Below are 20,758 nucleotides of genomic sequence, written 5' to 3' on the forward strand. Positions count from 1 at the left end.
CAGGTCCGGCCTCCTGTGGCGACTGTTCGATCGCCATCGCCAGCAAGCTGGCTCCTACAGGGGGCGGGTGTTCCAGCACAGAGACAGCGTCGTGCCCGGTCTTTGTAGGAGCCGGCTTGCCGGCGATGGCGGCCGCATGGGCGCTGCAAGGCTCAAGGGCCCCATCGCCAGCAAGCTGGCTCCTACAGGGGGCGGGTGTTCCTGCGCACAGAGATAGCGCCGTGCCCGGCTTCTACAGGCCGGCGTAGCCAATAAATCCCAGGCATAAAAAAACCACCTCTGCAGGTGGTTTCTTTATTAGCGGGCGGATCAGCCAAAGCGACCAGTCACGTAGTCTTCGGTCTGCTTCTTCTTCGGATTGGTGAAGATAGTGTCGCTCATCGCATGCTCGATCAATTCACCCATGAACATGAACGCGGTGTAGTCCGACACCCGCGCCGCTTGCTGCATGTTGTGGGTCACGATGATGATGGTGTACTGCTCTTTCAGTTCAGTGATCAACTGCTCGATGCGCCCGGTGGAGATCGGGTCAAGCGCGGAAGTCGGTTCGTCCAGGAGCAAGACCTGTGGCCGCAAGGCGATGGTCCGTGCGATGCAAAGACGCTGCTGTTGACCGCCTGAAAGGCCCTGTGCGCTTTGCTTGAGCTTATCCTTGACCTCGTCCCACAGCGCGGCACCACTCAGGGCCTGCTCGACACGCTCATCCATCTCATGCCGGGACAGCTGCTCATGGTGACGCACGGCGTAGGCCACGTTGTCATAGATCGACATCGGAAAGGGTACGGGTTTCTGGAAGACCATGCCGACATGGCTGCGCAGGCGATTCATCGAGTAGCCCGGCGCAAGGATGTTCTCGCCGTTGAGCAAGACCTCGCCACGCGCCTCCTGCTTCGGATACATGGAGTAGATCCGGTTGAATACCCGCAGCAGTGTCGACTTACCGCAACCTGAAGGCCCGATGATCGCGGTGATGCGTTTCTCGGGAATATCCATGTCGATGGACTTCAGGGAGCGCTGGTTGTTGTAAAAAAACTCCAGGCCACGAACGCGAATTTTGGTTTTTTCGTTGCCAAGGTCACGGCTATTCATCAAGTCAACCTATTGCGCAAAAGGATCAAACGGGACAGAAGGCTGAGGATCAGTACGAACAAGGTCAGTACCAACGCACCCGCCCAGGCCAGGGAGTGCCAGTCCTCGAAAGGGCTCATGGCGTACTGGAAAATGACCACGGGCACGCTGGCAATCGGCTTGAGCAGATTGCTGCTCCAGAACTGGTTGCCGAACGCGGTAAACAGCAGCGGCGCTGTTTCGCCGGTGATCCTGGCCAGCGCCAGCAAAATGCCGGTCAGCACACCGGCTTTCGCCGCGCGCAGGACGATTTGCAGCGTCAATTTCCACTGCGGTACACCCAACGCCAGCGCCGCCTCGCGCAGGGTGGTGGGTTGCAGTTGCAGCATCTCGTCGGTGGTCCTGACCACCACTGGAATCACCAGGAGTGCCAAGGCCAGGGCCCCGGCGATCGCGGAGAAACCGGACTGGTGATTGGTCAGCAGGTTCAACGGCAGGATCACTGCGGTGTAGACGAACAGGCCCAGCACAATCGACGGTGCCGACAGCAGGATGTCGTTGATAAATCGGACGACGTTGCCCAGGCGCGAATGGCGTGCGAACTCCGCCAGCCAGATGCCCGCCATCAAGCCGATCGGCGTGCCGATCAGCAGGGCGATCGCCGACATCAGGGCACTGCCATAAAATGCGTTGGCCAAGCCGCCTTCGACACCAGGTGGCGGTGTCATCTGGGTAAAGAGACGCAGATTGAGCGCCTGAAAGCCGTTGATGACCGTGGTCAGCAGGATCCAGACCAACCAGACCAGGCCGAAGACCGTGGCGCCACAACTGAGCACCATCGCCAGCTGATTCTTGAAGGCGCGGATTCGGTAGAGACGTTCGTTACCGCTCATACACCCTCCTTGCGTGAAAGCCGCATCAGTAAGAGTCGCGCCAGCGCCAATACGATAAAGGTGACGATAAACAGCAAGAAGCCCAGTGCAATCAGCGCCGAGCGATGCAGGTCGGTATAGGCTTCGCTGAACTCATTGGCGATCACCGAAGCGATGGAGCTGCTGGGCATCAGCAACGAGGCCGAGAATTGCTGGGCGTTACCCAGTACGAAGGTCACCGCCATGGTCTCGCCCAGCGCGCGTCCCAGTCCGAGGAAAATACCGCCGACCACTGCGGAGCGGGTGTAAGGCAGGACGATGTCCCAGACCACCTCCCAGGTGGTGCCGCCCAGTGCGTAGGCAGACTCCTTGAGTGGCGTGGGAACGCTGCGAAACACTTCCTGCATGACCGAGGAGATAAAGGGCATGATCATGATTGCCAGGACGATGCCGGCGGTCAGCATGCCGATGCCCAGGGGTGGGCCCTGAAACAGCGAACCGACCAAAGGTAACGAGCCCAGGTAGTCATTGATCCAGGGCGACAGGTGTTCGGCCATGAACGGGCCGAACACGAACAGGCCCCACATGCCGTAGATAATCGATGGAATCCCCGCGAGCAATTCAACCGCCGAGGCGACGGGCATCCGTAGCCAGGGGGGGGCGACCTCAGTCAGGAAAATCGCAATGCCAAAGCTGACGGGAACTGCAATCAGCAAGGCCAGGAAAGACGTCACCAGGGTGCCGTAAATCGGCACCAGGGCACCAAAGTGGTTATTGACCGCGTCCCACTCGGTGCTGGTCAGAAAGCCGAAACCGAAGGTCTTGAGCGCAAGACTGCCGCCCCAGAGTGTCGAAGCCGCGATGCTTGCCAGGAGCAACAGCACCAGCATCGCCGCGCCCATCATCGAGCGCTTGAACCAGAGATCATGACGATGATCGCGAGTCGCACGCGCATCACTCGTCACTTCGCCTGCGTAAAGGGTCATGGCCGGGGGTTGGACTATATCGTTCATCAGAAGTCTGCTCACAAACAAACCCCTTCACTCGGCAAAGACTGCCCGAGGAAGGGGTGTTTTAGCTATTGCTGGATCAATGGGCGAAGTCAGACTTCCAATAACCTTCGATGCGCTTGACGAGGGAGTCAGGCAGCGCCACATAGTCCAGCGCCGAGGCCTGTTGCTGGCCATTTTCCAGCGACCATTTGAAGAAGTTGAAGGCCGCCTGGCTTTGCTCGGCATTCTTTGGCTGTTTGTACATGATGATCCAGGTGGTCGCCGTGATCGGCCATGCGCCGTCGCCAGGCGCGTTGGTCATGATCAGGTTGAAGTCTTTGGCGTTGGCCCAGTCGGCGGTGTCGGCAGCGGCCGCAAACGCTTTGGCGTTAGGTTGGATGAATTTCCCGGCGGCGTTTTTCAGCTGCGCGTGAGTCATCTTGTTTTGCAGGGCGTAGGCGTACTCAACATAGCCGATGGAGTTCTTGATCTGCTTGACGTAGGCGGAGACACCTTCATTGCCTTTACCACCGACACCGACCGGCCAAGGCACGGTGGTACCGAAACCGATTTTGGATTTCCAGCCATCACTCACTTTGGCCAGGTAGTTGGTGAAGTTGTACGAGGTACCCGAGCCGTCGGAGCGGTGCACCACGGTGATTTTACCGCCAGGCAGTTTCACGCCTGGGTTCAGGGCGACGATGGCCGGGTCGGTCCACTCAGTGATTTCACCCAGGAAGATTTTCGCCAGGGTCTCACCGTCGAGCTTCAGTTGGCCCGCCGCGACACCCTCAATGTTCATTACCGGCACGATGCCGCCAATCACGCTAGGAAATTGACCCAGGCCGCCGGCCTTGAGGTCATCCGCCGACAGCGGGGCATCGGAGGCACCAAAATCCACGGTGGCCGCCTTGATCTGGGCAATACCGCCACCCGAGCCGATCGACTGGTAGTTGATGCGATTGCTGGAGTCTTTGCTGTAGTCCTGCGACCACTTGGACAGAACCGGATAGACAAAGCTGGAGCCAGCGCCGGTAACATCGGTCGCGTGAGCGACACCGCTCAGGCAGAGAGAAGCCAGCAGGACAGACAGGCTTTTTTTAGTCAGCAACATCACGACAACACCTCAATGAAAGGGTTAAGTGGAGTGACCCACCTATAAAGAGACGTTACGATTTAATTCCTGAAATATTTCTGTCTGATGACTGTCGTGTGATTTTTAGTAATATTTTGAAATGAAGAATCATTCATTGGTCTTGGTTCCCTTGGGCGCCGCAGAATAGACAGCGCCCTGTTCGCCCCCTCAGACCCTGAAGCGTTTGACCAGCAGCCCCAACTCTCGCGACAGCTGATCCAGCTCGACACACATTTCGTTGTTGCGCGTGGTGATGGCCTGGGTGTCGTTGATGTGCTGGCTGATTTGCGCCAGGCTCTGGTTCACCTCCGCGCCAATGCTCGACTGCTCTTCCGCGGCGGTCGCGATCTGGTTGTTCATGCCATTGATCTCGGACACCGCATGGCTCACCTGAGCCAGGATCTGGCCGGTACCGTTGACCTTGGTCACCGCCAGCTCGCTGCCACCGAGGCTGCTTTGCATGGTGCTGACTGCCGCCCGGGCACCCTGTTGCAGCTGGCTGATCTTGCTCTGGATTTCCTGGGTGCTTTGCTGGGTACGCTGGGCCAGCGAACGGACTTCGTCGGCCACCACGGCAAATCCGCGACCCTGTTCACCTGCGCGAGCGGCCTCGATGGCGGCGTTGAGGGCCAGTAGATTGGTCTGCTCGGCAATGCCGCGGATCACATCGAGGATGGAACCGATGGATTCCACATCGTTGCCCAGGGTCTGGATATCCTGGGCGGCCTTTTCGATATCCTGCGCGAGGCCGCCGATGGCATCGACGGTGTCGTTTACGTTGGTGTGCATGGCCTGGGCCTGCTCATCGGTATGGCGGGTCGCCTGGGCGGCATTTTGCGCTGACTCCGCGACGTTATGGGTGGCCAGGGCCATCTGCTCCATGGCGTGGGAGACCTGCTCGGCGTCGCGGGTCTGGCGCATCAGCGCATCGGCAGCATGCTGGGCGCTCTGCTTGAGCTGTTCATTGCGCTCCTGCAACTGCTGGGCGCAGCGGGCCAGGTCCAGCACCATATGGCGGATTTTTCCGGCGAACTGATTGAAGGCACTGGCCAGCTCGGCGGTTTCTTCATTGCCATCGATGGGTAACTGGCGGGTGAGGTCGCCGTCTTCGCTGGCCAGCTCTTGCAGGCTGCGCGTCAGCAAACCGAGTGGCCTGACGATGCTGCGGGCGACATAAGCGGCGGCGATGCTGAGCACGATCAGCAGCACCCCCATGATGCCCCATTGCTTCCAGCGCAGGGCGTCCATGGCCTGCTGCTGGTGTTGCGTCTGCGCGGCGATCAGGGCGTCCAGGCCGTCGATATAAAAACCGGCGCCGACGACCCAGTTCCATTTGTCCAGAGAGATGCTGTAGGACAGCTTGGGATAGGCGGTGTCGTCATTACCGGGTTTGGGGAAGTAGTACGTGACGAAATCACCACCGCGTTTGGCGGCAGCGATCAGCTCTCTGATCAGATAAGTACCGTGGCTGTCTTTCAGGTCCCAGAAGTTTTTCCCATCGTCTTTGCCAGCGGCCAGAAAAATCCTGTCGCCCTTGTCGTTGTAGCCGAAGAAATAGCCGTCTTGCCCATAGTGAAGGTCGCGTAGTCGACGCTTGGCTTCCTCCTGGGTGGCCGGGCTCATGGCGTCGGCTCCTTCATAAAGCGGCTTGATGGCGCTGTAGGCGAGATCAAGGTAGTGCACCAACTCGTCCTTGCGGGTTTTTATCAGGGTCTGCCGGGTCTCCTCGATGCTTCGCTCGCCCATGGCCTGCTGCTCGGAAAAGGCCAGGAGTTGAATTATCAAGGCCAGCAAGAGGGCCGGAATCACGGACAGCAGCAGAACCTTGTTGCGTATTTTCCACTTCATAGGAAATCCCGGGTCGAGGAGCAAGCGTGTTATGTTTTTTGTATCGGCTCACAGGCATGATCGTTCAGTTCCGTGAGTCGGACTTTTCAAGGAGCGTCGCTACTGTGGTGACGATATCCGCCCATGCGGGCCGGAACATTGACGCAGATCGACTGTACTCACGGCCACGCATACTCTCTTTATTCAGTGGAAGAGGCGATATGACTATCGACTGGCTTGACTTTACGCCGTGGTCGGCGCTGGCCGGGGGCGCGTTGATCGGGCTCGCAGCGGCTCTGTTCATCCTCGCCAACGGCCGTATTGCCGGCATCAGCGGCTTGCTCGGCAGCCTGCTTCAACGCGGCAGCGAAGGGCGCGGTGAGAAGGCGTTGTTTTTGCTTGGCTTGCTGCTGGCACCGTTGTTGTGGGGCGTGTTCCATGCCCTGCCGCCGATCCGCTTCGAGACCGGCGTGCCCGGCCTGGTGCTGGCGGGCCTGCTGGTGGGATTGGGAACCCGTTATGGCTCGGGTTGCACCAGTGGGCACGGCGTGTGTGGTATTTCACGGCTGTCGCCACGCTCGATTGTCGCCACGCTGTGCTTCATGGCCGCGGGATTTGCCACGGTCCATGTCCTTCGCCATGTGTTGGGAGTCTCGCTATGACCAAGCTGACGGCTTTTTTGGGCGGCCTGATATTCGGCATCGGCCTGCTGCTGGCAGGTATGGCCAACCCGGCCAAGGTCTTGGGGTTTCTTGATTTGGCGGGGGCCTGGGATCCTTCCCTGGGGCTGGTCATGGCGGGAGCGGTGGCCGTCGCAGCCTGGCCATTTCGCTGGGCCGGCAAACACCGGCAGTCGCTGTTGGGCGCGCCGATGCAGATACCGCTCAAGCGCGAGCTGGATGCGCGGTTGATGGGTGGTAGTCTGCTGTTCGGCGTGGGCTGGGGGATCGCCGGCATCTGCCCGGGACCGGCGGTGGCGATTCTGCTGACCGGGCATTGGCAGGTCATTGTGTTCGTACTGGCCATGTTGGCCGGTATCCAGCTGTTTGCGTTGCTGGACAAACGCCAGGCGATGCGTTGAGCCGGCGGCCTACTTGTCGTCCTCGCAGGCCGAGAACGTGGCGCTGGTCAGGCCGACGGTCAGCAACCATGAAGTGACGGTTTTGATCAGCACGCCAACCGTCCTTTGACCGTGGTGATGATCTCGGCCAGATACTGGGCGAAACCGTTTCGCCACCTTGATCCTGGCGTTGCTCATTGGCGCTTCTTCGCCGATCTGCAAGGGAGCCGGCGCGTGCAGGGAAAAATAGTTGTTCAGTTCCCGGGCGATACGGCCACTGCCGTATTGGCTCTCCTGGGCCGCGAGACCGAGGATGTTCTCCACTGGCACGTCCAGTTGATCGGCAATCGGCTGGCAAGCCGCTTTGTGTTTGCTGACGAAGGTGACAGCAATGACGTTGTTACACAGCCTGGCGCTCAAGATTATTCCCTTAATATGACGAGTCGATTCCATGGATACCGGATGAAGCCGTCGACAGCATAGGCCAGTGCCGCGTCGCGCTCGATGCTGGCAACTCTTTGTCCGGGTCTCAGGTTTTCGCGGTGTCTGACGATACCCTGATGGGGATAACCCGAAAGTCCGCTATCGCGGGCTGAGGTGTGTCTCGAGCTGTCAATCAAGCCTCTATAGCTTTTGCCGCTACGCTTGGCAAAAGGTCGGGTTTTGCCTGCAATTTTGTACGATGCTGTAAAGTTGCTTGATGGCAAAATGCCGTTAGTTATTATCTGCGCGCGAAGGTGGCAGGGAAGCTGAACCCGCTCTGGTGATTGCCCACGGGCTCATCTTCTATTTCCCACAACAGGAATCTCGATGCTGGCGTATCACCAAAAAAACTTTCTTATCGTCGATGATTTCTCCGATTTCCGCAGTTCAGTCAGGTCCATGCTGCGGGAGCTGGGAGTCAAGGAAGTGGACACTGCCGACACCGGGGAACAGGCGCTGCGTATGTGTGCGCAGAAACGTTACGATTTCGTGCTGCATGACTACCATCTGGGCGATGGCAAGAAGAACGGCCAGCAGGTGCTCGAAGACCTGATGACCGACAAGCTGATCAGCCACGAAAGTGTGTTTGTCATGGTCACCGCCGAAAGCAGCCAGGCCATGGTGCTTTCGGCCCTTGAGCACGAGCCCGATGCCTACCTGACCAAGCCGTTCAATCGCGCTGGCCTGGCTCAGCGCCTGGAAAAGCTGGTACAGCGCAAGAACCTGCTCAAGCCGATCATGCAGGCGCTGGACCGCGATAAGCCGGCCGAAGTACTGGCCGCCTGTACCCGTCTGACCCAGCAGGACAGTCGTTTCGCCCCGTTGTGCCTGCGCTACCGCGCCGACGCGATGTGGAACCTCAATCAGTTCGAGCCCCTGGAGCGTTTTCTCACCGGCATCCTCGCCGACCGCCCGTTGCCCTGGGCCTACGCGCGCATGGGGCAGTTGCTGCTCAAGCGCAACCAGACCGTCCAGGCCAAGGTGCTCTACGAGACTGCGCTCAAGGCCTTTCCGATGATGCCGGCGCTCTATGACGGTCTGGCCGAGGTGCTGGTGCAGGAGGGCGATACCCGGCGCGCGCAGAGCGTGCTGGAAGAGGCCGTGCGCTTGTCGCCGCTGGCGGTACGCCGGCAATCGTTGCTGGGCAAGCTGGCCCTGGCCAACGAAGACTTTGAAAGTGCTTCCCGGGCCTATCGCCAGGCCGTGTCCCAGGGCGAGCAATCGCGCTTCAAGGACCCGGAAAGCAATCTGGGCCTGGCCCATGCGCTGATCAGCAAGGGCAGCGAGCGTGGCCTGGACACCCGCACCCGGCTGGAGATCAACCAGACCCTGAGCGCGGTGGCCAAGGAAAACGCCAACGACCAGGGCTTGCAGGTGCGTGCGCGCTTGATGAAGGCCACCAGCCTGCTGCTCAACGATGCCGAAACCGCCGATAAGCTCACCGAGCAGGCGATGTCGCGCCTGGACGGCATGGAGAACTTCATGAGCGCCGAGGCCGCGCTGCTGGTGGCCAAGCAGCTGCAGCAGCTGGGCCAGGCGGAGGCCGGGGCGACGATGCTCAAGAGCTGCGTGGAGATCTATGGCGACGATCCGACGGTGATGAAAGGTATTGCCAAGCTGACCGACGATCCGCAGATCCTCGGTGGCGGCAAGGCGGCCATCGATCTCAACGTGCAGGGCGTGCGCAGCTACAAGGGCGGCAACCTGGACGAAGCCGTGGAGCTGTTCCGCCGCGCCCTGGCGCTGCAACCGAAGAACATCAGTATTGCCTTGAACGCGGCCCAGGCCCTGCTCGTCATTGCCCAGAAGGGGGGCGATGCCGGCGTGCTCGAGGAGTGTCGCGGCTGTCTGAAAATGGTCGGCAAGATGCCGGACAGCGACCCGCGTTATGAGCGGTATCAGAAATTGCGCACCCGGGCGTTCGGCGAATGAGTGATGGTCACGAGGGGCTGGATTTTTCCACGGTGATCGCCTCCACCGTGCATGACATGAAGAACTCCCTGGCGATGCTGACACAGGCCCATGGCCAGTGGCTGGCGCGCTTGCCCAACGCCCAGCGTGAAACCCCCGAGCACAGCGTGATCGAGTATGAGTTCGCGCATCTCAACACCATGCTGGTGCAATTGCTCGGGCTGTACAAGCTGGGGGTCAACCAGCTGCCGCTGCGGCCGGATTACCATGAGATGGACGACTTTATCGGCGCACAGTTGGCCGGGCGCCAGGAGCTGTTGAGCAGCCGTGGGATCGTCGCCAGTTGCGAGGTGGACGATTTCAGCCCGCTGGGTTTCTTCGACCGGGAACTGATCAGTTCGGTGGTTGGCAACATCATTACCAATGCCATCGGCTACGCCTGTCATGCGCTGCTGGTCAGTGTCCGCGAAGAGGGCGAGCAGTTGGTGCTGACCATCAACGACGACGGTCCCGGCTATCCGGAGCAGATGGTCGAGCGCCAGGCCGATTATGTCCAGGGCATCAATCCGGCCACCGGCAGTACCGGCCTGGGGCTCTATTTCGCCGCGCGGATTGCCGGGCTGCATGAGCGCAGCGGCGTGCGTGGAAGGATCGAGATCGCCAATGGAGGGACCTTGGGCGGGGCGCTTTTCCGTCTTTACCTGCCCTGAGCGCGAGGGTGCAAGCTGATTGCACTGTCAGGTTTTTCTGTGTGTCCTGCTTGAAATTTTGAACGGGTGATGCGTATTTTGTACGGGACGCCGTTAGCGGCCCGCACAATAACAAGGATTGAGTCATGACGACCGATGGCCAGCGTTCACTCGCCCAGCGACTGACCGGCATTGATGAGATTGAGTGTGTCACCCCGGACCTCAATGGTGTCCCGCGCGGCAAAGTGATGACCGCCGAGGGCTTTCTCGAAGGGCGGCGCCTGCAGATGGCCCGTGGGGTGTTGCTGCAATGCATCATGGGCGGTTATCCGCCGGCGCGTTTCTACGGCAGTGACGACGGCGACCTGGCACTCAACGCCGATCCCCAACAGATTCACCGCCTGCCCTGGAGCCGGCAACCGCGTGCCCTGGCGATCTGCGATGCGGACGAGCTGAGCGGCGAAAGCTCCAACCTGTCGACCCGTGGTCAACTCAAGGCGGTGATCGCGCGTTATGCGGCCCGTGGCCTGGCGCCGGTGGTCGCGACCGAACTGGAGTTCTTCGTCTTCGCCCCCAACCCTGATCCGAGCCAGGCGTTCCTGCCGCCGGTGGGCCTGGACGGTCGTCGCGAGGAGGGCCATTCGGCGTTCAGCGTCAGTTCCAACAACGGCCTGCGTCCGTTCTTCAGCGAAGTCTACGAATGCATGGCCGCCCTGGGACTGCCGCGGGATACCTTCATGCATGAAATGGGTGTCAGCCAGTTCGAGATCAACCTGCTGCATGGCGATCCGCTGCTGCTGGCCGACCAGACTTTCCTGTTCAAGCACCTGCTCAAGGAAGTCGCCCTCAAGCACGGCCTGAGCGTGGTCTGCATGGCCAAGCCGCTGGCCCACACCCCAGGCAGTTCGATGCATATCCATCAGAGCGTGGTGCAGGCCGACGGCGGACGTAATGTGTTCAGCGATACCAAGGGTGAGCCGACGGCGACGTTCCGCCATTTCATCGGTGGGCAGCAGGCCTGCCTGGCGGACTTCACTGCGCTGTTTGCGCCGAACGTGAACTCCTACCAGCGCCTGTGTCATCCCTTTGCCTCGCCGAACAATGCCTGCTGGTCCTATGACAATCGCTCGGCCGGCTTGCGTATCCCGGCCAGTGCGCCGGTGGCACGACGTGTGGAAAACCGCCTGCCGGGGGCCGATGCCAACCCCTATCTGGCGATCGCCGCGAGCCTGGCGGCGGGCCTGTACGGGATCGAGCACGAGCTGGAACCGACGGCGGCCATCCAGGGCGAATTCGAAGTTCCGGATTCTTTGTCGTTGCCATGTACCTTGCATGCCGCGCTCGAACGTCTGAAACGTAGTCCGTTGGCCAGGGAGCTGTTCGGCAGCGTGTTCATCGAAGGTTACATCGCCTCGAAGAGCCTGGAGCTGACCAGTTTCCTGGATGAAATTACCCCCTGGGAGCGTCGTGTTCTGGCCTCCCAGGCATAGCTGTAGTCGTCCCGTTCGGGCTATCTTGTCGGATAGCCCGATACCCTATTCAAGGAGCCGCTCGGAACGCCGATGCGCCAAATCTGGAAACCCTTTCGAGCGCTGTATTTCGCCTCGCTGATGATGTTGATCGGCTCCGGCCTTTTGAGTACTTACCTCGCCCTGCGCCTGGCCGCCGGGCATGTCGACAGCCTGTGGGTGGGCGCCTTGATGGCCGCCAACTACTTCGGCCTGGTGCTGGGCGGCAAGATCGGCCACCGGCTGATTGCCCGGGTCGGCCATATCCGCGCCTATGCCACCTGCGCCGGTATTGTCGGTGCGGCGGTGCTCGGTCATGGCTTGATCGACTGGCTGCCGGCCTGGTTGTTTCTGCGGATGATCGTGGGCCTGGGGATGATGTGCCAGTACATGGTCATCGAGAGCTGGCTCAACGAGCAGGCGGAAGCCAAGCAGCGCGGCGTGGTCTTCAGCGGCTACATGATCGCCTCCTACCTGGGGTTGATCCTCGGGCAGATGATCCTGGTCCTGCACCCGGCCCTGGGCCTGGAACTGCTGATGGCGGTGGCGATGTGTTTTGCCCTGTGCCTGGTGCCCGTGGCCATGACCCGGCGGATTCACCCGGCGCCGTTGCATCCGGCGCCGCTGGAGCCGCGCTTCTTTATGAAGCGGGTGCCGCAATCGCTGACAACCGTTCTCGGTGCCGGGATCATCGTCGGCTCTTTCTACGGTCTGGCACCTTTGTATGCGTCCCAGCAGGGGCTGTCCACCGAGCAGGTGGGGATGTTCATGGGCTGCTGCATTTTTGCCGGCTTTTTGGTGCAGTGGCCGCTGGGCTGGGTGTCGGATCGCTATGACCGGGCACTGTTGATTCGCAGCATCGCCTTTCTGCTGGCCTTGGCCTCATTGCCGCTGGCGATCATGTCCCATGCGCCGCTGGAGGTGTTGTTCGCCGCAGGCTTCGTGGTGTCCTTGCTGCAGTTCTGCCTGTATCCGCTGGCGGTGGCCTTTTCCAACGACCATATCGAGGGCGATCGGCGGGTCTCGCTGACGGCCATGCTGCTGATGACCTATGGCATCGGCGCAAGCATCGGGCCCCTGGTGGCCGGTGTGCTGATGAAGCTGTTCGGCAGCCAGATGCTCTACGCGTTTTTCAGCTTCTTCGCCTTGATGCTGGTGTGGCGGATCCGACCTGCGGCGGTGACCAACCTGCATCAGGTCGAGGATGCGCCCTTGATGCACGTGGTCATGCCGGAAGCCATGTCGCCGCTGGGCGCGGCGCTTGACCCGCGGGTCGATGAGCAGATCGTGCTGGACCAGATGTGCGACAGTGTCGTGGCCACGCCACCCGAGGCCGAGGTGGCGTCCGAGGTGGACGAGTCGGACCCGGAGCCGGCGTACAAGTCGAGCAACTGAAACGTTGGGCATAAAAAAACGGGCCACCTGATGAGGATGGCCCGTTTTTTTATGGTGATTGCTGGATCAGAAATCGTCGTCTTTATCGAAGCGCCGCGCTTCACGCTGCAGCTGATAGACGAAACGCTCGACCTGGCGTTGGACCAGGCCGCTCATGTTGTGGAAGCGCACGCCGGCGAAGGTGGTGTTGATCCTTTCTTCGAAGTGCAGGTGGCGCAGCTCCACGGGGGCGGTCATGGGCCCGAAGGGCAGGGCGGCAATGAAGCGTTCGTAGACCTGGCCCAGTTGCAGGCGCTCGGAGATATCGCCTTCGAAGCGCAGTTTGCAGCCGGTGGCGGAAATGTCCAGCAGCTTGCCAGTCAACGGCGCCTTGAGCTTCTCGCCGCCCAGTTCGACATTGACCAGCGCGGCCAACTTCAAGGCGGCGCGGAAGGCATTGCGACGTTGGTGATAGACCACTTCATTGGGCATCGAGCCACGGTAGCAACCGTTGGTCTCGTCGATGGTCATGGGTTGCGGCTGTTCCCAGGCGATTCGCACACCTTCATGGAAGCCTTCGACGCGAAAGGGCTCACCGGCGGACAGGAAACGTTCGCCGTCGCGCGGCATCATTTCGTCCAGGGCCAGGGTGCCGGTTTCACGGTCAACATCGATCACAAAACTCTGGAAGCGCTGGCTGCGCTCATGAAAAGTGATGATCAGCGGGTCGTGACTTTCCTGCAGCATCCGCAGGTTGGCGGAAATTTCCAGAGGCGTGCTAAGCACCTTGGGTGGCTGCGGAGCATCTTCCGCGCTTGAGGCATTGGACACGGTTCATCAATCTCCAGACAAAATACGACTGCACGCAAAGGCTAGCATTTTGCCAGCATGTTGCGCGCCTTGATAGAGCACGCGCAAGGCCCGGTTCAAGCCTGACTGAGCGGACGCGGTTTCATGGACATCGCCGTTGAGCCGCGCGCGTCATAGAGGGCGGGGGTTTCGCCGCCGGTCAGGATCTTCAACTGGTTTGCGGTTGTCGCTTGCTGAACCTGGATATTACGGCCGTTGAGCTCGTTTGCGGTTTGGCAATCGGCCAGCAATTGGGTCAGTACATCGCTCTGACTCAGCAACTGCTCGCCAATGCTGGACTGCGCGGCGAGTTGTTCCAGTCCGGTACGGTTACTGGGCAAATTGAGGTCAGCCAGTAGCTGGCTGCGCTTGCGGCCGTGTTGTTCCAGCAGAACGATCAACGCTTGCTTGCGGGCCAGAATCTCCTCCAGCTCGAACATGTTGCGGCCATGGAGCGCCAGGGATTCGGCGCGCAGCAACTCAAGCAGGTCTTGAGCGGGGGCAAAATCGTCGGTGATCAGTTGCAGCAGAGTGTTGTCGTGCATGGCTGGCCTTGGTTTTTAAGCGTCCAAAAGCCTGACGCAGGCCGAAGCCTAGCGCTGGGCTTCGAAGTTGAGCAGTTTGCTGGCTACGCGGTTGCTGTCGACTTTGTAGCTGCCATCGGCAACCGCCTGTTTCAACTCGGCCACACGGGCACTGTTGACAACAGGTTGGTCGCGCAGCTTGTCAGTGACTTGTTGCAACTGCTGAGCCTCATTGCTGAGGTGTACCGATTCCCCGCTTTGGCTGACCGAGGCGGCCGGAGTGCTCACGGCTGCGGATTTGCCGGAGCCGTCGGCTTCCTTGCTGGCGCTGGTGCGCGTACTGCCTGTCAGTGACGGGGCGTTATTCAAACGACTGAAATCGATGACCATGATGGAAAAAACCTCTGGGTATTTGGACGCTTGCCTTGTTTTCGGCCATACCCGGGAAAACTTTAGGCTCATATGAGCATGAGTCTGCGTGTGTCGGCGGTGTCCCTGCCTGGGACACAGTTTAGGAAAAGCTGCCGCTTAACGCCAGTTCTCTACAGCGCGACTTCCACCTGTCCCGGCGCGGTTACCCGTGCCTTGATCACCCGTTGGGAGTTCAGGTTCTTGATGCGGATCTGTTCGTTCAGGCCGCCGTTGGACAGGGCTTCGCCCGGCATCTTGACCACCAGGCCGCCGCTTGTCGCACTGATGACCACCTGGTCGCCCTTGCGGACCACTTCGGCCTGTTCCAGATGAACCAGGGTGACGACCTGATCCATGACCATTGGTCGGACAAGTTTCTGCCCGATGGCCTCCTCCGTGGTCGTCAGGAAGCCCTGGTTGATCAGGCTGATGTCGCGTTCGCGCAGGGCGACATCGCCGGGCTCGATGATTCCGGCGCGTTTCAGCGGGCGCGTGCTGACCACCACATTGCGGAACAGCTTGACCTGGGCCGGTACGAACACGGTCCAGGGCGAGTTACCTTCGCAGCGGATCTTGACCGTGACCCGACCAATGGGGATGGCAGGGCTTTCCAGGCTGGCTGTCAATTCCTTGTCGCAAGCGGCCAGGCGTAGGCGCGGATCGAGCTGGTTGACCTGGATTTCGTAGCGTCCTTCGGTTTGACTGGTCGCCAGATAGTCTTCTACGGTGAACTCAAGAAAGCCTTGGGTCACGCCGATAAGCTGATCAGGCAGGGTCGCTGAGTCGGCAAAGGCAGGGCCGCCGGGGTTCAGACTGCATAAAACCGCCAAGACCCAGAGCAATCTGCGGTACTGTGATGTCAGGCGTCGAAAAAATGTCGTTTGTGCTTTCATAACAGTATAAAAAGCAAGGCTCGTGCCGTTTAGTGCTGAATAAGCGTCGGATCATGAAGCTTGTGTGAGAGGTGGCTGGCATGGCGGGTGTGATGGATTCGGTGAACCAGCGTACGCAACTGGTCGGGCAGAATCGCCTTGAACTGTTGTTGTTTCGTCTGGACGGTCAGCAGTTGTACGGGATCAACGTGTTCAAGGTGCGGGAGGTGCTGCAGTGCCCCAAGCTGACCCTGATGCCCAAATCCAGCCCGGTGGTCTGTGGCGTGGCGAATATCCGCGGGGCAACCATTCCCATCCTGGATCTGGCGATGGCCACCGGGTCGGGCGCTCTCAAGGATCAAAGTAATCCGTTTGTGATCATTACCGAGTACAACACCAAGACCCAGGGTTTCCTGGTGAAGTCGGTGGAGCGCATTGTCAACATGAACTGGGAGGAGATCCATCCGCCGCCCAAGGGCACCGGACGCGATCACTACCTGACCGCCGTGACCCGGATCGACAACCAGTTGGTGGAAATCATCGACGTCGAGAAAATCCTTGCCGAAGTTTCGCCGACCTCCGAGTCCATCTCTCATGGGGTGGTCGATGTCGAGACCCAGGCCAAGGCGATTTCCATGCGGGTGCTGACGGTGGATGACTCGTCGGTGGCGCGCAAGCAGGTCACGCGTTGCTTGCAGACCGTGGGCGTGGAAGTGGTGGCGTTGAACGACGGCCGGCAGGCGCTGGACTACCTGCGTAAGCTGGTCGAGGAGGGCAAGAAGCCGGAAGAGGAATTTCTGATGATGATTTCCGACATCGAAATGCCTGAAATGGATGGCTACACTCTGACGGCCGAGATCCGCAACGACCCACGCATGCAAAAACTTCATATCATCCTGCATACTTCCTTGTCAGGGGTCTTTAATCAGGCAATGGTCAAGAAGGTCGGTGCCGATGATTTCCTGGCCAAGTTCCGACCCGATGACCTGGCAGCACGGGTAGTCGGTCGGATCAAGGCAGCAGAATAAGCGATCAGGGACCTCCGTTCCTGACGGTACGAACGATTGTAGAGGCGGCATCATTTGTCTACGGGTAATTTGGATTTTGAACAGTTCCGGGTCTTCCTGGAAAAGGCCTGTGGCATTCTGCTCGGTGAAAACAAGCAGTATCTGGTTTCCAGCCGTCTCAATAAATTGATGGAACAGCAGGGGCTCAAATCCCTTGGCGAATTGGTCCAGCGGATCCAGACCCAGCCCCGCAGCGGTTTGCGCGAGCAGGTGGTGGATGCCATGACCACCAATGAGACCTTGTGGTTTCGCGACACCTACCCCTTCGAGGTCCTGAAGAACAAGGTGTTGCCGGAAATGATCAAGGCCAGCCCCGGCCAGCGTCTGCGGATCTGGTCGGCGGCCTGTTCGTCGGGGCAGGAACCCTATTCGATCTCGATGTCGATCGACGAGTTCGAGCGGACCAACATGGGGCAGTTGAAGGGGGGCACGCAGATTGTCGCCACCGACCTGTCCGGGCTGATGCTCACCAACTGCAAGAGCGGCGAGTACGACAGCCTGGCCATCGGCCGCGGCCTGTCGCCCGAGCGTCTGCAACGCTTCTTCGACCCCAAGGGGCCGGGACGCTGGGCGATCAAGGCGCCGATTCGCAGCCGGGTGGAATTTCGCTCGTTCAACCTGTTGGACAGCTATGCGAGCCTGGGCAAGTTCGACATCGTGTTTTGCCGCAACGTGTTGATCTACTTCTCCGCCGAGGTGAAGAAAGACATTCTGCTGCGTATCCACGGTACCTTGAAACCGGGAGGCTACCTGTACCTCGGCGCCTCGGAAGCCTTGAATGGGCTGCCGGATCATTACCAGATGGTGCAATGCAGCCCGGGAATCATCTACCAGGCCAAGTAGGCGCCAAGTCCTGCACGAAACGGGAACCCCGACGGGTTCCCGTTTTTTTTGCGACGCTTTTGCCGCTTTACCGGCACTCGGCGGAAATGCCTTGCCGCTTTTCTGGCATTGCCGCCCGCCACCTGCCCGCAAGCCCTTGATTTACCAGCATTGAAAAACTGGCATGGGCCTTGCTTTGTCACTTGCAATGAAAAGCCTGTTTCACAAAACCAGGTCAACCCGCTAAAGGTTTCCCGACATGAGCATCAACTTCGATAAAGCGCTGGGTATCCATGAGCAAGCCTTGGGCTTCCGCGCCCAGCGCGCCGAAGTTCTGGCGAACAACATCGCCAACGCCGATACCCCGAACTACAAGGCTCGGGACATGGACTTCTCCTCGGTGCTCGCTGAGCAGAGCGACAAGGCCAAGAACGGCAGTTTCGCGCTGAACACCACCAACACACGCCATATCGAAGCCGAAGGTCTGAGCAACGGCGATGCCACGCTGCAGTACCGCACGCCGATGCAGCCGTCGCTCGACCAGAACACCGTGGATGCGCAGATCGAACAATCGAACTATGCGAAGAACTCGGTCGATTTCCAGGCCAGCTTCACCTTGCTGAACGCACGATTCAAAGGGCTGGTTTCAGCCCTGCGTGGAGAATAAGTCATGTCCCTAGCCAGCGTTTTCAACATTGCCGGTACCGGCATGAGTGCCCAGACCACTCGCCTGAACACCGTCGCCAGTAACATCGCCAACGCCGACACCGTCTCGTCGAGCATGGACCAGACCTATCGCGCCCGGCACCCGGTGTTCGCCACCATGTTCCAGAACGGCCAGGGTCAGACTGACAACTCGCTGTTCCAGAACCAGGACGGGGCGGGTGCCGGCGTCCAGGTCATGGGCGTGGTCGAGGACCCCAGCAACCTGGAGGCCCGTTATGAGCCGAACCATCCGGCGGCTGACGCCAACGGCTATGTCTATTACCCGAACGTCAACGTGGTTCAGGAAATGGCCGACATGATTTCCGCCAGCCGTTCGTTCCAGACCAATGCGGACATTATGACTACCGCCAAAACCATGATGCAGAAGGTCCTGACCCTCGGTCAGTGATAAGGGACGATTCCTATGACGGTTTCCAGCACTTCGTCGAGTGGTAATTCGACACTTGATACGATCATTGCCAACTCCCAGAAGGCGAGCACCGGCAGTACTGATGCGCTGGGCAATGCCATCAGCAGCGCCGCCGGCGGCCAGACCCTGGGCAAGGACGCGTTCCTGCAATTGCTGGTGACTCAGCTGAAGAACCAGGACCCGCTCAACCCCCAGGACAACAGTGCCTTCGTCGCGCAGTTGGCCCAGTTCAGCAGCCTGGAAGGTATCCAGACGCTCAACACCAGCGTGAACAATATCGCCAGCTCCTTCACGTCGTCCCAGGCGCTGCAGGCCTCGTCGATGGTTGGGCGTTCGGTCATCGTGCCGACCTCCCAGGCCGTGGTCGATACCAGCAAGACCTTCAGCGGTACGGCAGTGGTTCCGAGTTCCGTCAGCGATGTGACCCTGAAAATCAGCGACTCCAGCGGCACCGTGGTCCGGACCATCGACATGGGCTCCCAGGCCGCTGGCAACGCCGCGTTCACCTGGGACGGCAAGAACGATGCCGGTACCCTGCTGACCAGCGGCACCTACACCTTCAATGCCACCGCGCCGATCAGTGGCACGGCCACGGCGCTCACGACCAACCTGCCAGCGACGGTCAGCAGCGTGACCCTGGGTCAGAACGGCGGCGAAATGATGCTCAACCTGGCGGGCCTGGGCAGTATTGCTCTGTCCAAAGTCCAGACCATTGGCCTGTAAGAGCCGACCAACACGAAGTAAGGAGTGAACCATGTCTTTCAATATCGGTTTGAGCGGTCTCTCTGCGGCCAGCAAGCAACTTGACGTCACCGGCAACAACATTGCCAACGTCAACACCACCGGCTTCAAGTCGTCCCGTGCGGAATTCGCCGACGTGTACTCGGCGACCAAGCTGGGCACCGGCGCCAAGAGCATCGGTAATGGTGTGAACCTGGCCAACGTCTCGCAGAACTTCGGCAACGGCGGCATGGACAGCACCGGCAACGTGCTGGACATGGGCGTGCAAGGCAACGGCTTCTTCGTCCTGAGCAGCAACGGTTCGCTGAGCTACACCCGTGCCGGTACCTTCAAGACCGACAAGGACGGCTACGTCACCAACACCGATGGCACCGCGAAACTGCAAGGCTATGCCGCCGATGCCAACGGCAACATCATTCCGGGTGTACTGACCAACCTGCGGATCGACACCTCGAACCTGTCGCCGCAGACCACTACCAAGATCGGCTCGACGCTTAACCTCGACTCCACGTCGGCGGTGATTGCCGCACCGTTCGATGCGACCAATACCGCGACCTACACCAAGCCGTTCAGCACCACCATCTATGACACCCAGGGCAATTCCCACTCCCTGGACCAGTATGCGGTCAAGACCGGTTCCAATACCTGGAACGTCTATTCTTTGATTGATGGTCGCAACCCTGACGGCACGGCAGCAACGGTGGGTGGCGCCACCGACCCTGTTCCGGTGGCTGTGACTTTTGACTCTGCGGGCAAGTTGGCGAGCATCGGCGGTGTCGCCGGCCAGACCAGCATCACCGTTACCGGTTGGGTGCCCGGCACCGTGACCGCGGGTGTCTGGGCCGCGAACGGCGCGAGCGCGAACGCCGCCGGCATTGCCGTCGACTTTTCGAAAACCACCCAGTTCAACGCCACCACCGCCCGTAGCGCCATCACCAACGATGGTTATGCCACCGGCCAGATCACTGACATCACCATCGATGCCACCGGTGTGATCTCCGCCAACTTCAGTAACCAGCAGCACAAGGCGATTGGTCAGGTGGCCCTGGCCAGCTTCACCAACGAGCAAGGCCTGCAGGCGGTCGGCGGTACCAGCTGGAAAGAGACGTTCTCGTCCGGTCAGCCCGCCTTCGACGGCGGTACGGTCGGCACCAACGGTTCTATCCTTTCCGGTTCCCTGGAAGCTTCGAACGTCGACCTGACCAGCGAGCTGGTGGACCTGATCAAAGGCCAGAGCTACTACCAGGCGAACGCCAAGACCATCTCCACCCAGAGCAGCATCATGCAGACCATCATCCAGATGGCGTGATGCGGCTTGGCTGAAAACGCTGAACAAGAAAGCCCCTTGAATGGGGCTTTTTTGTGCCTGCCGATCTTACCAGCGAAGCTTTTGCTGGCCTGGAGGGCGCCATCGCCGG

The 20,758-nt window shown here is 60.0% G+C and carries 22 protein-coding genes and 1 pseudogene; 12 read left to right on the top strand and 11 right to left on the bottom strand.

Annotated features, from left to right (window positions below):
- Positions 1 to 309: 309 nt before the first annotated feature.
- From pstB to AC07VG_RS32385, 6 genes and pseudogenes are all read right to left on the bottom strand, one after another.
- A complete protein-coding gene (gene pstB, locus AC07VG_RS32360; protein WP_100944227.1) occupies positions 310 to 1,089 on the bottom strand; it encodes a phosphate ABC transporter ATP-binding protein PstB in 780 nt (259 codons plus the stop codon).
- Positions 1,089 to 1,961 (bottom strand): phosphate ABC transporter permease PstA, encoded by an 873-nt coding sequence (gene pstA / locus AC07VG_RS32365; RefSeq protein ID WP_495004474.1) that lies wholly within the window; start codon positions 1,959 to 1,961, stop codon positions 1,089 to 1,091. The genes pstB and pstA overlap by 1 nt, the downstream gene beginning before the upstream one ends.
- A complete protein-coding gene (pstC, locus tag AC07VG_RS32370; RefSeq protein ID WP_495022497.1) occupies positions 1,958 to 2,926 on the bottom strand; it encodes a phosphate ABC transporter permease subunit PstC in 969 nt (322 codons plus the stop codon). The genes pstA and pstC overlap by 4 nt, the downstream gene beginning before the upstream one ends.
- 103 nt (positions 2,927 to 3,029) lie before the next feature.
- On the bottom strand, positions 3,030 to 4,046 hold the full coding sequence (pstS, locus tag AC07VG_RS32375) for a phosphate ABC transporter substrate-binding protein PstS (RefSeq protein ID WP_495004475.1): 1,017 nt from the start codon (positions 4,044 to 4,046) through the stop codon (positions 3,030 to 3,032).
- Positions 4,047 to 4,235: 189 nt separating this feature from the next.
- A complete protein-coding gene (locus AC07VG_RS32380; protein ID WP_495004518.1) occupies positions 4,236 to 5,078 on the bottom strand; it encodes a methyl-accepting chemotaxis protein in 843 nt (280 codons plus the stop codon).
- A 15-nt stretch (positions 5,079 to 5,093) separates the two neighbouring features.
- Positions 5,094 to 5,915, bottom strand: a pseudogene (locus AC07VG_RS32385) (cache domain-containing protein); the annotation flags it as partial.
- Positions 5,916 to 6,115: 200 nt separating this feature from the next.
- Between AC07VG_RS32385 and AC07VG_RS32390 the strand changes: the two are divergent.
- Positions 6,116 to 6,556 carry a YeeE/YedE family protein gene (locus tag AC07VG_RS32390; protein WP_495004476.1) on the top strand — a complete coding sequence of 147 codons (441 nt, stop codon included), beginning with the start codon at positions 6,116 to 6,118 and terminating at the stop codon, positions 6,554 to 6,556.
- Positions 6,553 to 6,975, top strand: coding sequence for a DUF6691 family protein (locus tag AC07VG_RS32395; RefSeq protein ID WP_495004477.1), 423 nt, complete (start codon positions 6,553 to 6,555; stop codon positions 6,973 to 6,975). Before AC07VG_RS32390 ends, AC07VG_RS32395 begins: the two co-directional genes overlap by 4 nt.
- A gap of 9 nt (positions 6,976 to 6,984) precedes the next feature.
- Here the strand turns inward: AC07VG_RS32395 and AC07VG_RS32400 are convergent, their stop codons facing one another.
- Entirely contained in the window at positions 6,985 to 7,374 is a 390-nt protein-coding gene (locus tag AC07VG_RS32400; protein WP_495022489.1) for a hypothetical protein, read from the bottom strand.
- A 390-nt stretch (positions 7,375 to 7,764) separates the two neighbouring features.
- On the opposite strand from AC07VG_RS32400, the gene AC07VG_RS32405 reads away from it, so the two are divergent.
- From AC07VG_RS32405 to AC07VG_RS32420, 4 genes are all read left to right on the top strand, one after another.
- Positions 7,765 to 9,369 (top strand): response regulator, encoded by a 1,605-nt coding sequence (locus AC07VG_RS32405; RefSeq protein ID WP_495022490.1) that lies wholly within the window; start codon positions 7,765 to 7,767, stop codon positions 9,367 to 9,369.
- Positions 9,366 to 10,058 carry a sensor histidine kinase gene (locus tag AC07VG_RS32410; RefSeq protein ID WP_495004480.1) on the top strand — a complete coding sequence of 231 codons (693 nt, stop codon included), beginning with the start codon at positions 9,366 to 9,368 and terminating at the stop codon, positions 10,056 to 10,058. Before AC07VG_RS32405 ends, AC07VG_RS32410 begins: the two co-directional genes overlap by 4 nt.
- A 227-nt stretch (positions 10,059 to 10,285) precedes the next feature.
- Entirely contained in the window at positions 10,286 to 11,527 is a 1,242-nt protein-coding gene (locus tag AC07VG_RS32415; protein ID WP_495004519.1) for a glutamine synthetase family protein, read from the top strand.
- 72 nt (positions 11,528 to 11,599) lie between these two features.
- Positions 11,600 to 12,940 (top strand): MFS transporter, encoded by a 1,341-nt coding sequence (locus tag AC07VG_RS32420; RefSeq protein ID WP_495004481.1) that lies wholly within the window; start codon positions 11,600 to 11,602, stop codon positions 12,938 to 12,940.
- A gap of 66 nt (positions 12,941 to 13,006) precedes the next feature.
- On the opposite strand, the gene AC07VG_RS32425 is transcribed toward AC07VG_RS32420, so the two are convergent.
- The 4 genes from AC07VG_RS32425 to flgA all read right to left on the bottom strand — a co-directional run bounded on the left by AC07VG_RS32425 (position 13,007) and on the right by flgA (position 15,596).
- Positions 13,007 to 13,750, bottom strand: coding sequence for a flagellar brake protein (locus tag AC07VG_RS32425; protein ID WP_495004482.1), 744 nt, complete (start codon positions 13,748 to 13,750; stop codon positions 13,007 to 13,009).
- Between the two features lie 95 nt (positions 13,751 to 13,845).
- The gene (locus AC07VG_RS32430) at positions 13,846 to 14,313 is read right to left on the bottom strand and encodes a flagella synthesis protein FlgN (RefSeq protein WP_495004483.1); all 468 of its coding nucleotides are present in this window, start codon (positions 14,311 to 14,313) and stop codon (positions 13,846 to 13,848) included.
- Between the two features lie 48 nt (positions 14,314 to 14,361).
- Positions 14,362 to 14,682: a flagellar biosynthesis anti-sigma factor FlgM gene (flgM, locus tag AC07VG_RS32435; protein ID WP_495004484.1), complete on the bottom strand. Its 321-nt coding sequence runs from the start codon at positions 14,680 to 14,682 to the stop codon at positions 14,362 to 14,364.
- Positions 14,683 to 14,834: 152 nt separating this feature from the next.
- Positions 14,835 to 15,596, bottom strand: coding sequence for a flagellar basal body P-ring formation chaperone FlgA (gene flgA / locus AC07VG_RS32440; protein ID WP_495004485.1), 762 nt, complete (start codon positions 15,594 to 15,596; stop codon positions 14,835 to 14,837).
- 80 nt (positions 15,597 to 15,676) lie between these two features.
- On the opposite strand from flgA, the gene AC07VG_RS32445 reads away from it, so the two are divergent.
- The 6 genes from AC07VG_RS32445 (at position 15,677) to flgE (ending at position 20,649) form a co-directional block, all read left to right on the top strand.
- Complete coding sequence (locus tag AC07VG_RS32445; protein WP_495004486.1) at positions 15,677 to 16,603, top strand: chemotaxis protein CheV; 927 nt, start codon at positions 15,677 to 15,679, stop codon at positions 16,601 to 16,603.
- A gap of 54 nt (positions 16,604 to 16,657) precedes the next feature.
- Positions 16,658 to 17,485, top strand: coding sequence for a protein-glutamate O-methyltransferase CheR (cheR, locus tag AC07VG_RS32450; protein WP_495004487.1), 828 nt, complete (start codon positions 16,658 to 16,660; stop codon positions 17,483 to 17,485).
- Positions 17,486 to 17,723: 238 nt separating this feature from the next.
- On the top strand, positions 17,724 to 18,131 hold the full coding sequence (flgB, locus tag AC07VG_RS32455; RefSeq protein WP_495004488.1) for a flagellar basal body rod protein FlgB: 408 nt from the start codon (positions 17,724 to 17,726) through the stop codon (positions 18,129 to 18,131).
- A gap of 3 nt (positions 18,132 to 18,134) precedes the next feature.
- Entirely contained in the window at positions 18,135 to 18,578 is a 444-nt protein-coding gene (gene flgC / locus AC07VG_RS32460; RefSeq protein ID WP_495004489.1) for a flagellar basal body rod protein FlgC, read from the top strand.
- 15 nt (positions 18,579 to 18,593) lie between these two features.
- Positions 18,594 to 19,322 (top strand): flagellar hook assembly protein FlgD, encoded by a 729-nt coding sequence (flgD, locus tag AC07VG_RS32465; protein WP_495004490.1) that lies wholly within the window; start codon positions 18,594 to 18,596, stop codon positions 19,320 to 19,322.
- Positions 19,323 to 19,353: 31 nt separating this feature from the next.
- A complete protein-coding gene (gene flgE / locus AC07VG_RS32470) occupies positions 19,354 to 20,649 on the top strand; it encodes a flagellar hook protein FlgE (RefSeq protein WP_495004491.1) in 1,296 nt (431 codons plus the stop codon).
- Positions 20,650 to 20,758 lie beyond the last annotated feature (109 nt).

Source organism: Pseudomonas sp. GW821-FHT03C07 (assembly GCF_059420925.1).

Coding starts and splice junctions, on each gene's coding strand:
- pstB (WP_100944227.1), bottom strand. CDS start 1,089: ATGAATAGCCGTGACCTTGGCAACGAAAAAACCAAAATTCGCGTTCGT.
- pstA (WP_495004474.1), bottom strand. CDS start 1,961: ATGAGCGGTAACGAACGTCTCTACCGAATCCGCGCCTTCAAGAATCAG.
- pstC (WP_495022497.1), bottom strand. CDS start 2,926: ATGACCCTTTACGCAGGCGAAGTGACGAGTGATGCGCGTGCGACTCGC.
- pstS (WP_495004475.1), bottom strand. CDS start 4,046: ATGTTGCTGACTAAAAAAAGCCTGTCTGTCCTGCTGGCTTCTCTCTGC.
- AC07VG_RS32380 (WP_495004518.1), bottom strand. CDS start 5,078: ATGGTGCTGGACCTGGCCCGCTGCGCCCAGCAGTTGCAGGAGCGCAAT.
- AC07VG_RS32390 (WP_495004476.1), top strand. CDS start 6,116: ATGACTATCGACTGGCTTGACTTTACGCCGTGGTCGGCGCTGGCCGGG.
- AC07VG_RS32395 (WP_495004477.1), top strand. CDS start 6,553: ATGACCAAGCTGACGGCTTTTTTGGGCGGCCTGATATTCGGCATCGGC.
- AC07VG_RS32405 (WP_495022490.1), top strand. CDS start 7,765: ATGCTGGCGTATCACCAAAAAAACTTTCTTATCGTCGATGATTTCTCC.
- AC07VG_RS32410 (WP_495004480.1), top strand. CDS start 9,366: ATGAGTGATGGTCACGAGGGGCTGGATTTTTCCACGGTGATCGCCTCC.
- AC07VG_RS32415 (WP_495004519.1), top strand. CDS start 10,286: ATGACCGCCGAGGGCTTTCTCGAAGGGCGGCGCCTGCAGATGGCCCGT.
- AC07VG_RS32420 (WP_495004481.1), top strand. CDS start 11,600: ATGCGCCAAATCTGGAAACCCTTTCGAGCGCTGTATTTCGCCTCGCTG.
- AC07VG_RS32430 (WP_495004483.1), bottom strand. CDS start 14,313: ATGCACGACAACACTCTGCTGCAACTGATCACCGACGATTTTGCCCCC.
- flgM (WP_495004484.1), bottom strand. CDS start 14,682: ATGGTCATCGATTTCAGTCGTTTGAATAACGCCCCGTCACTGACAGGC.
- flgA (WP_495004485.1), bottom strand. CDS start 15,596: ATGAAAGCACAAACGACATTTTTTCGACGCCTGACATCACAGTACCGC.
- AC07VG_RS32445 (WP_495004486.1), top strand. CDS start 15,677: ATGGCGGGTGTGATGGATTCGGTGAACCAGCGTACGCAACTGGTCGGG.
- flgB (WP_495004488.1), top strand. CDS start 17,724: ATGAGCATCAACTTCGATAAAGCGCTGGGTATCCATGAGCAAGCCTTG.
- flgC (WP_495004489.1), top strand. CDS start 18,135: ATGTCCCTAGCCAGCGTTTTCAACATTGCCGGTACCGGCATGAGTGCC.
- flgD (WP_495004490.1), top strand. CDS start 18,594: ATGACGGTTTCCAGCACTTCGTCGAGTGGTAATTCGACACTTGATACG.
- flgE (WP_495004491.1), top strand. CDS start 19,354: ATGTCTTTCAATATCGGTTTGAGCGGTCTCTCTGCGGCCAGCAAGCAA.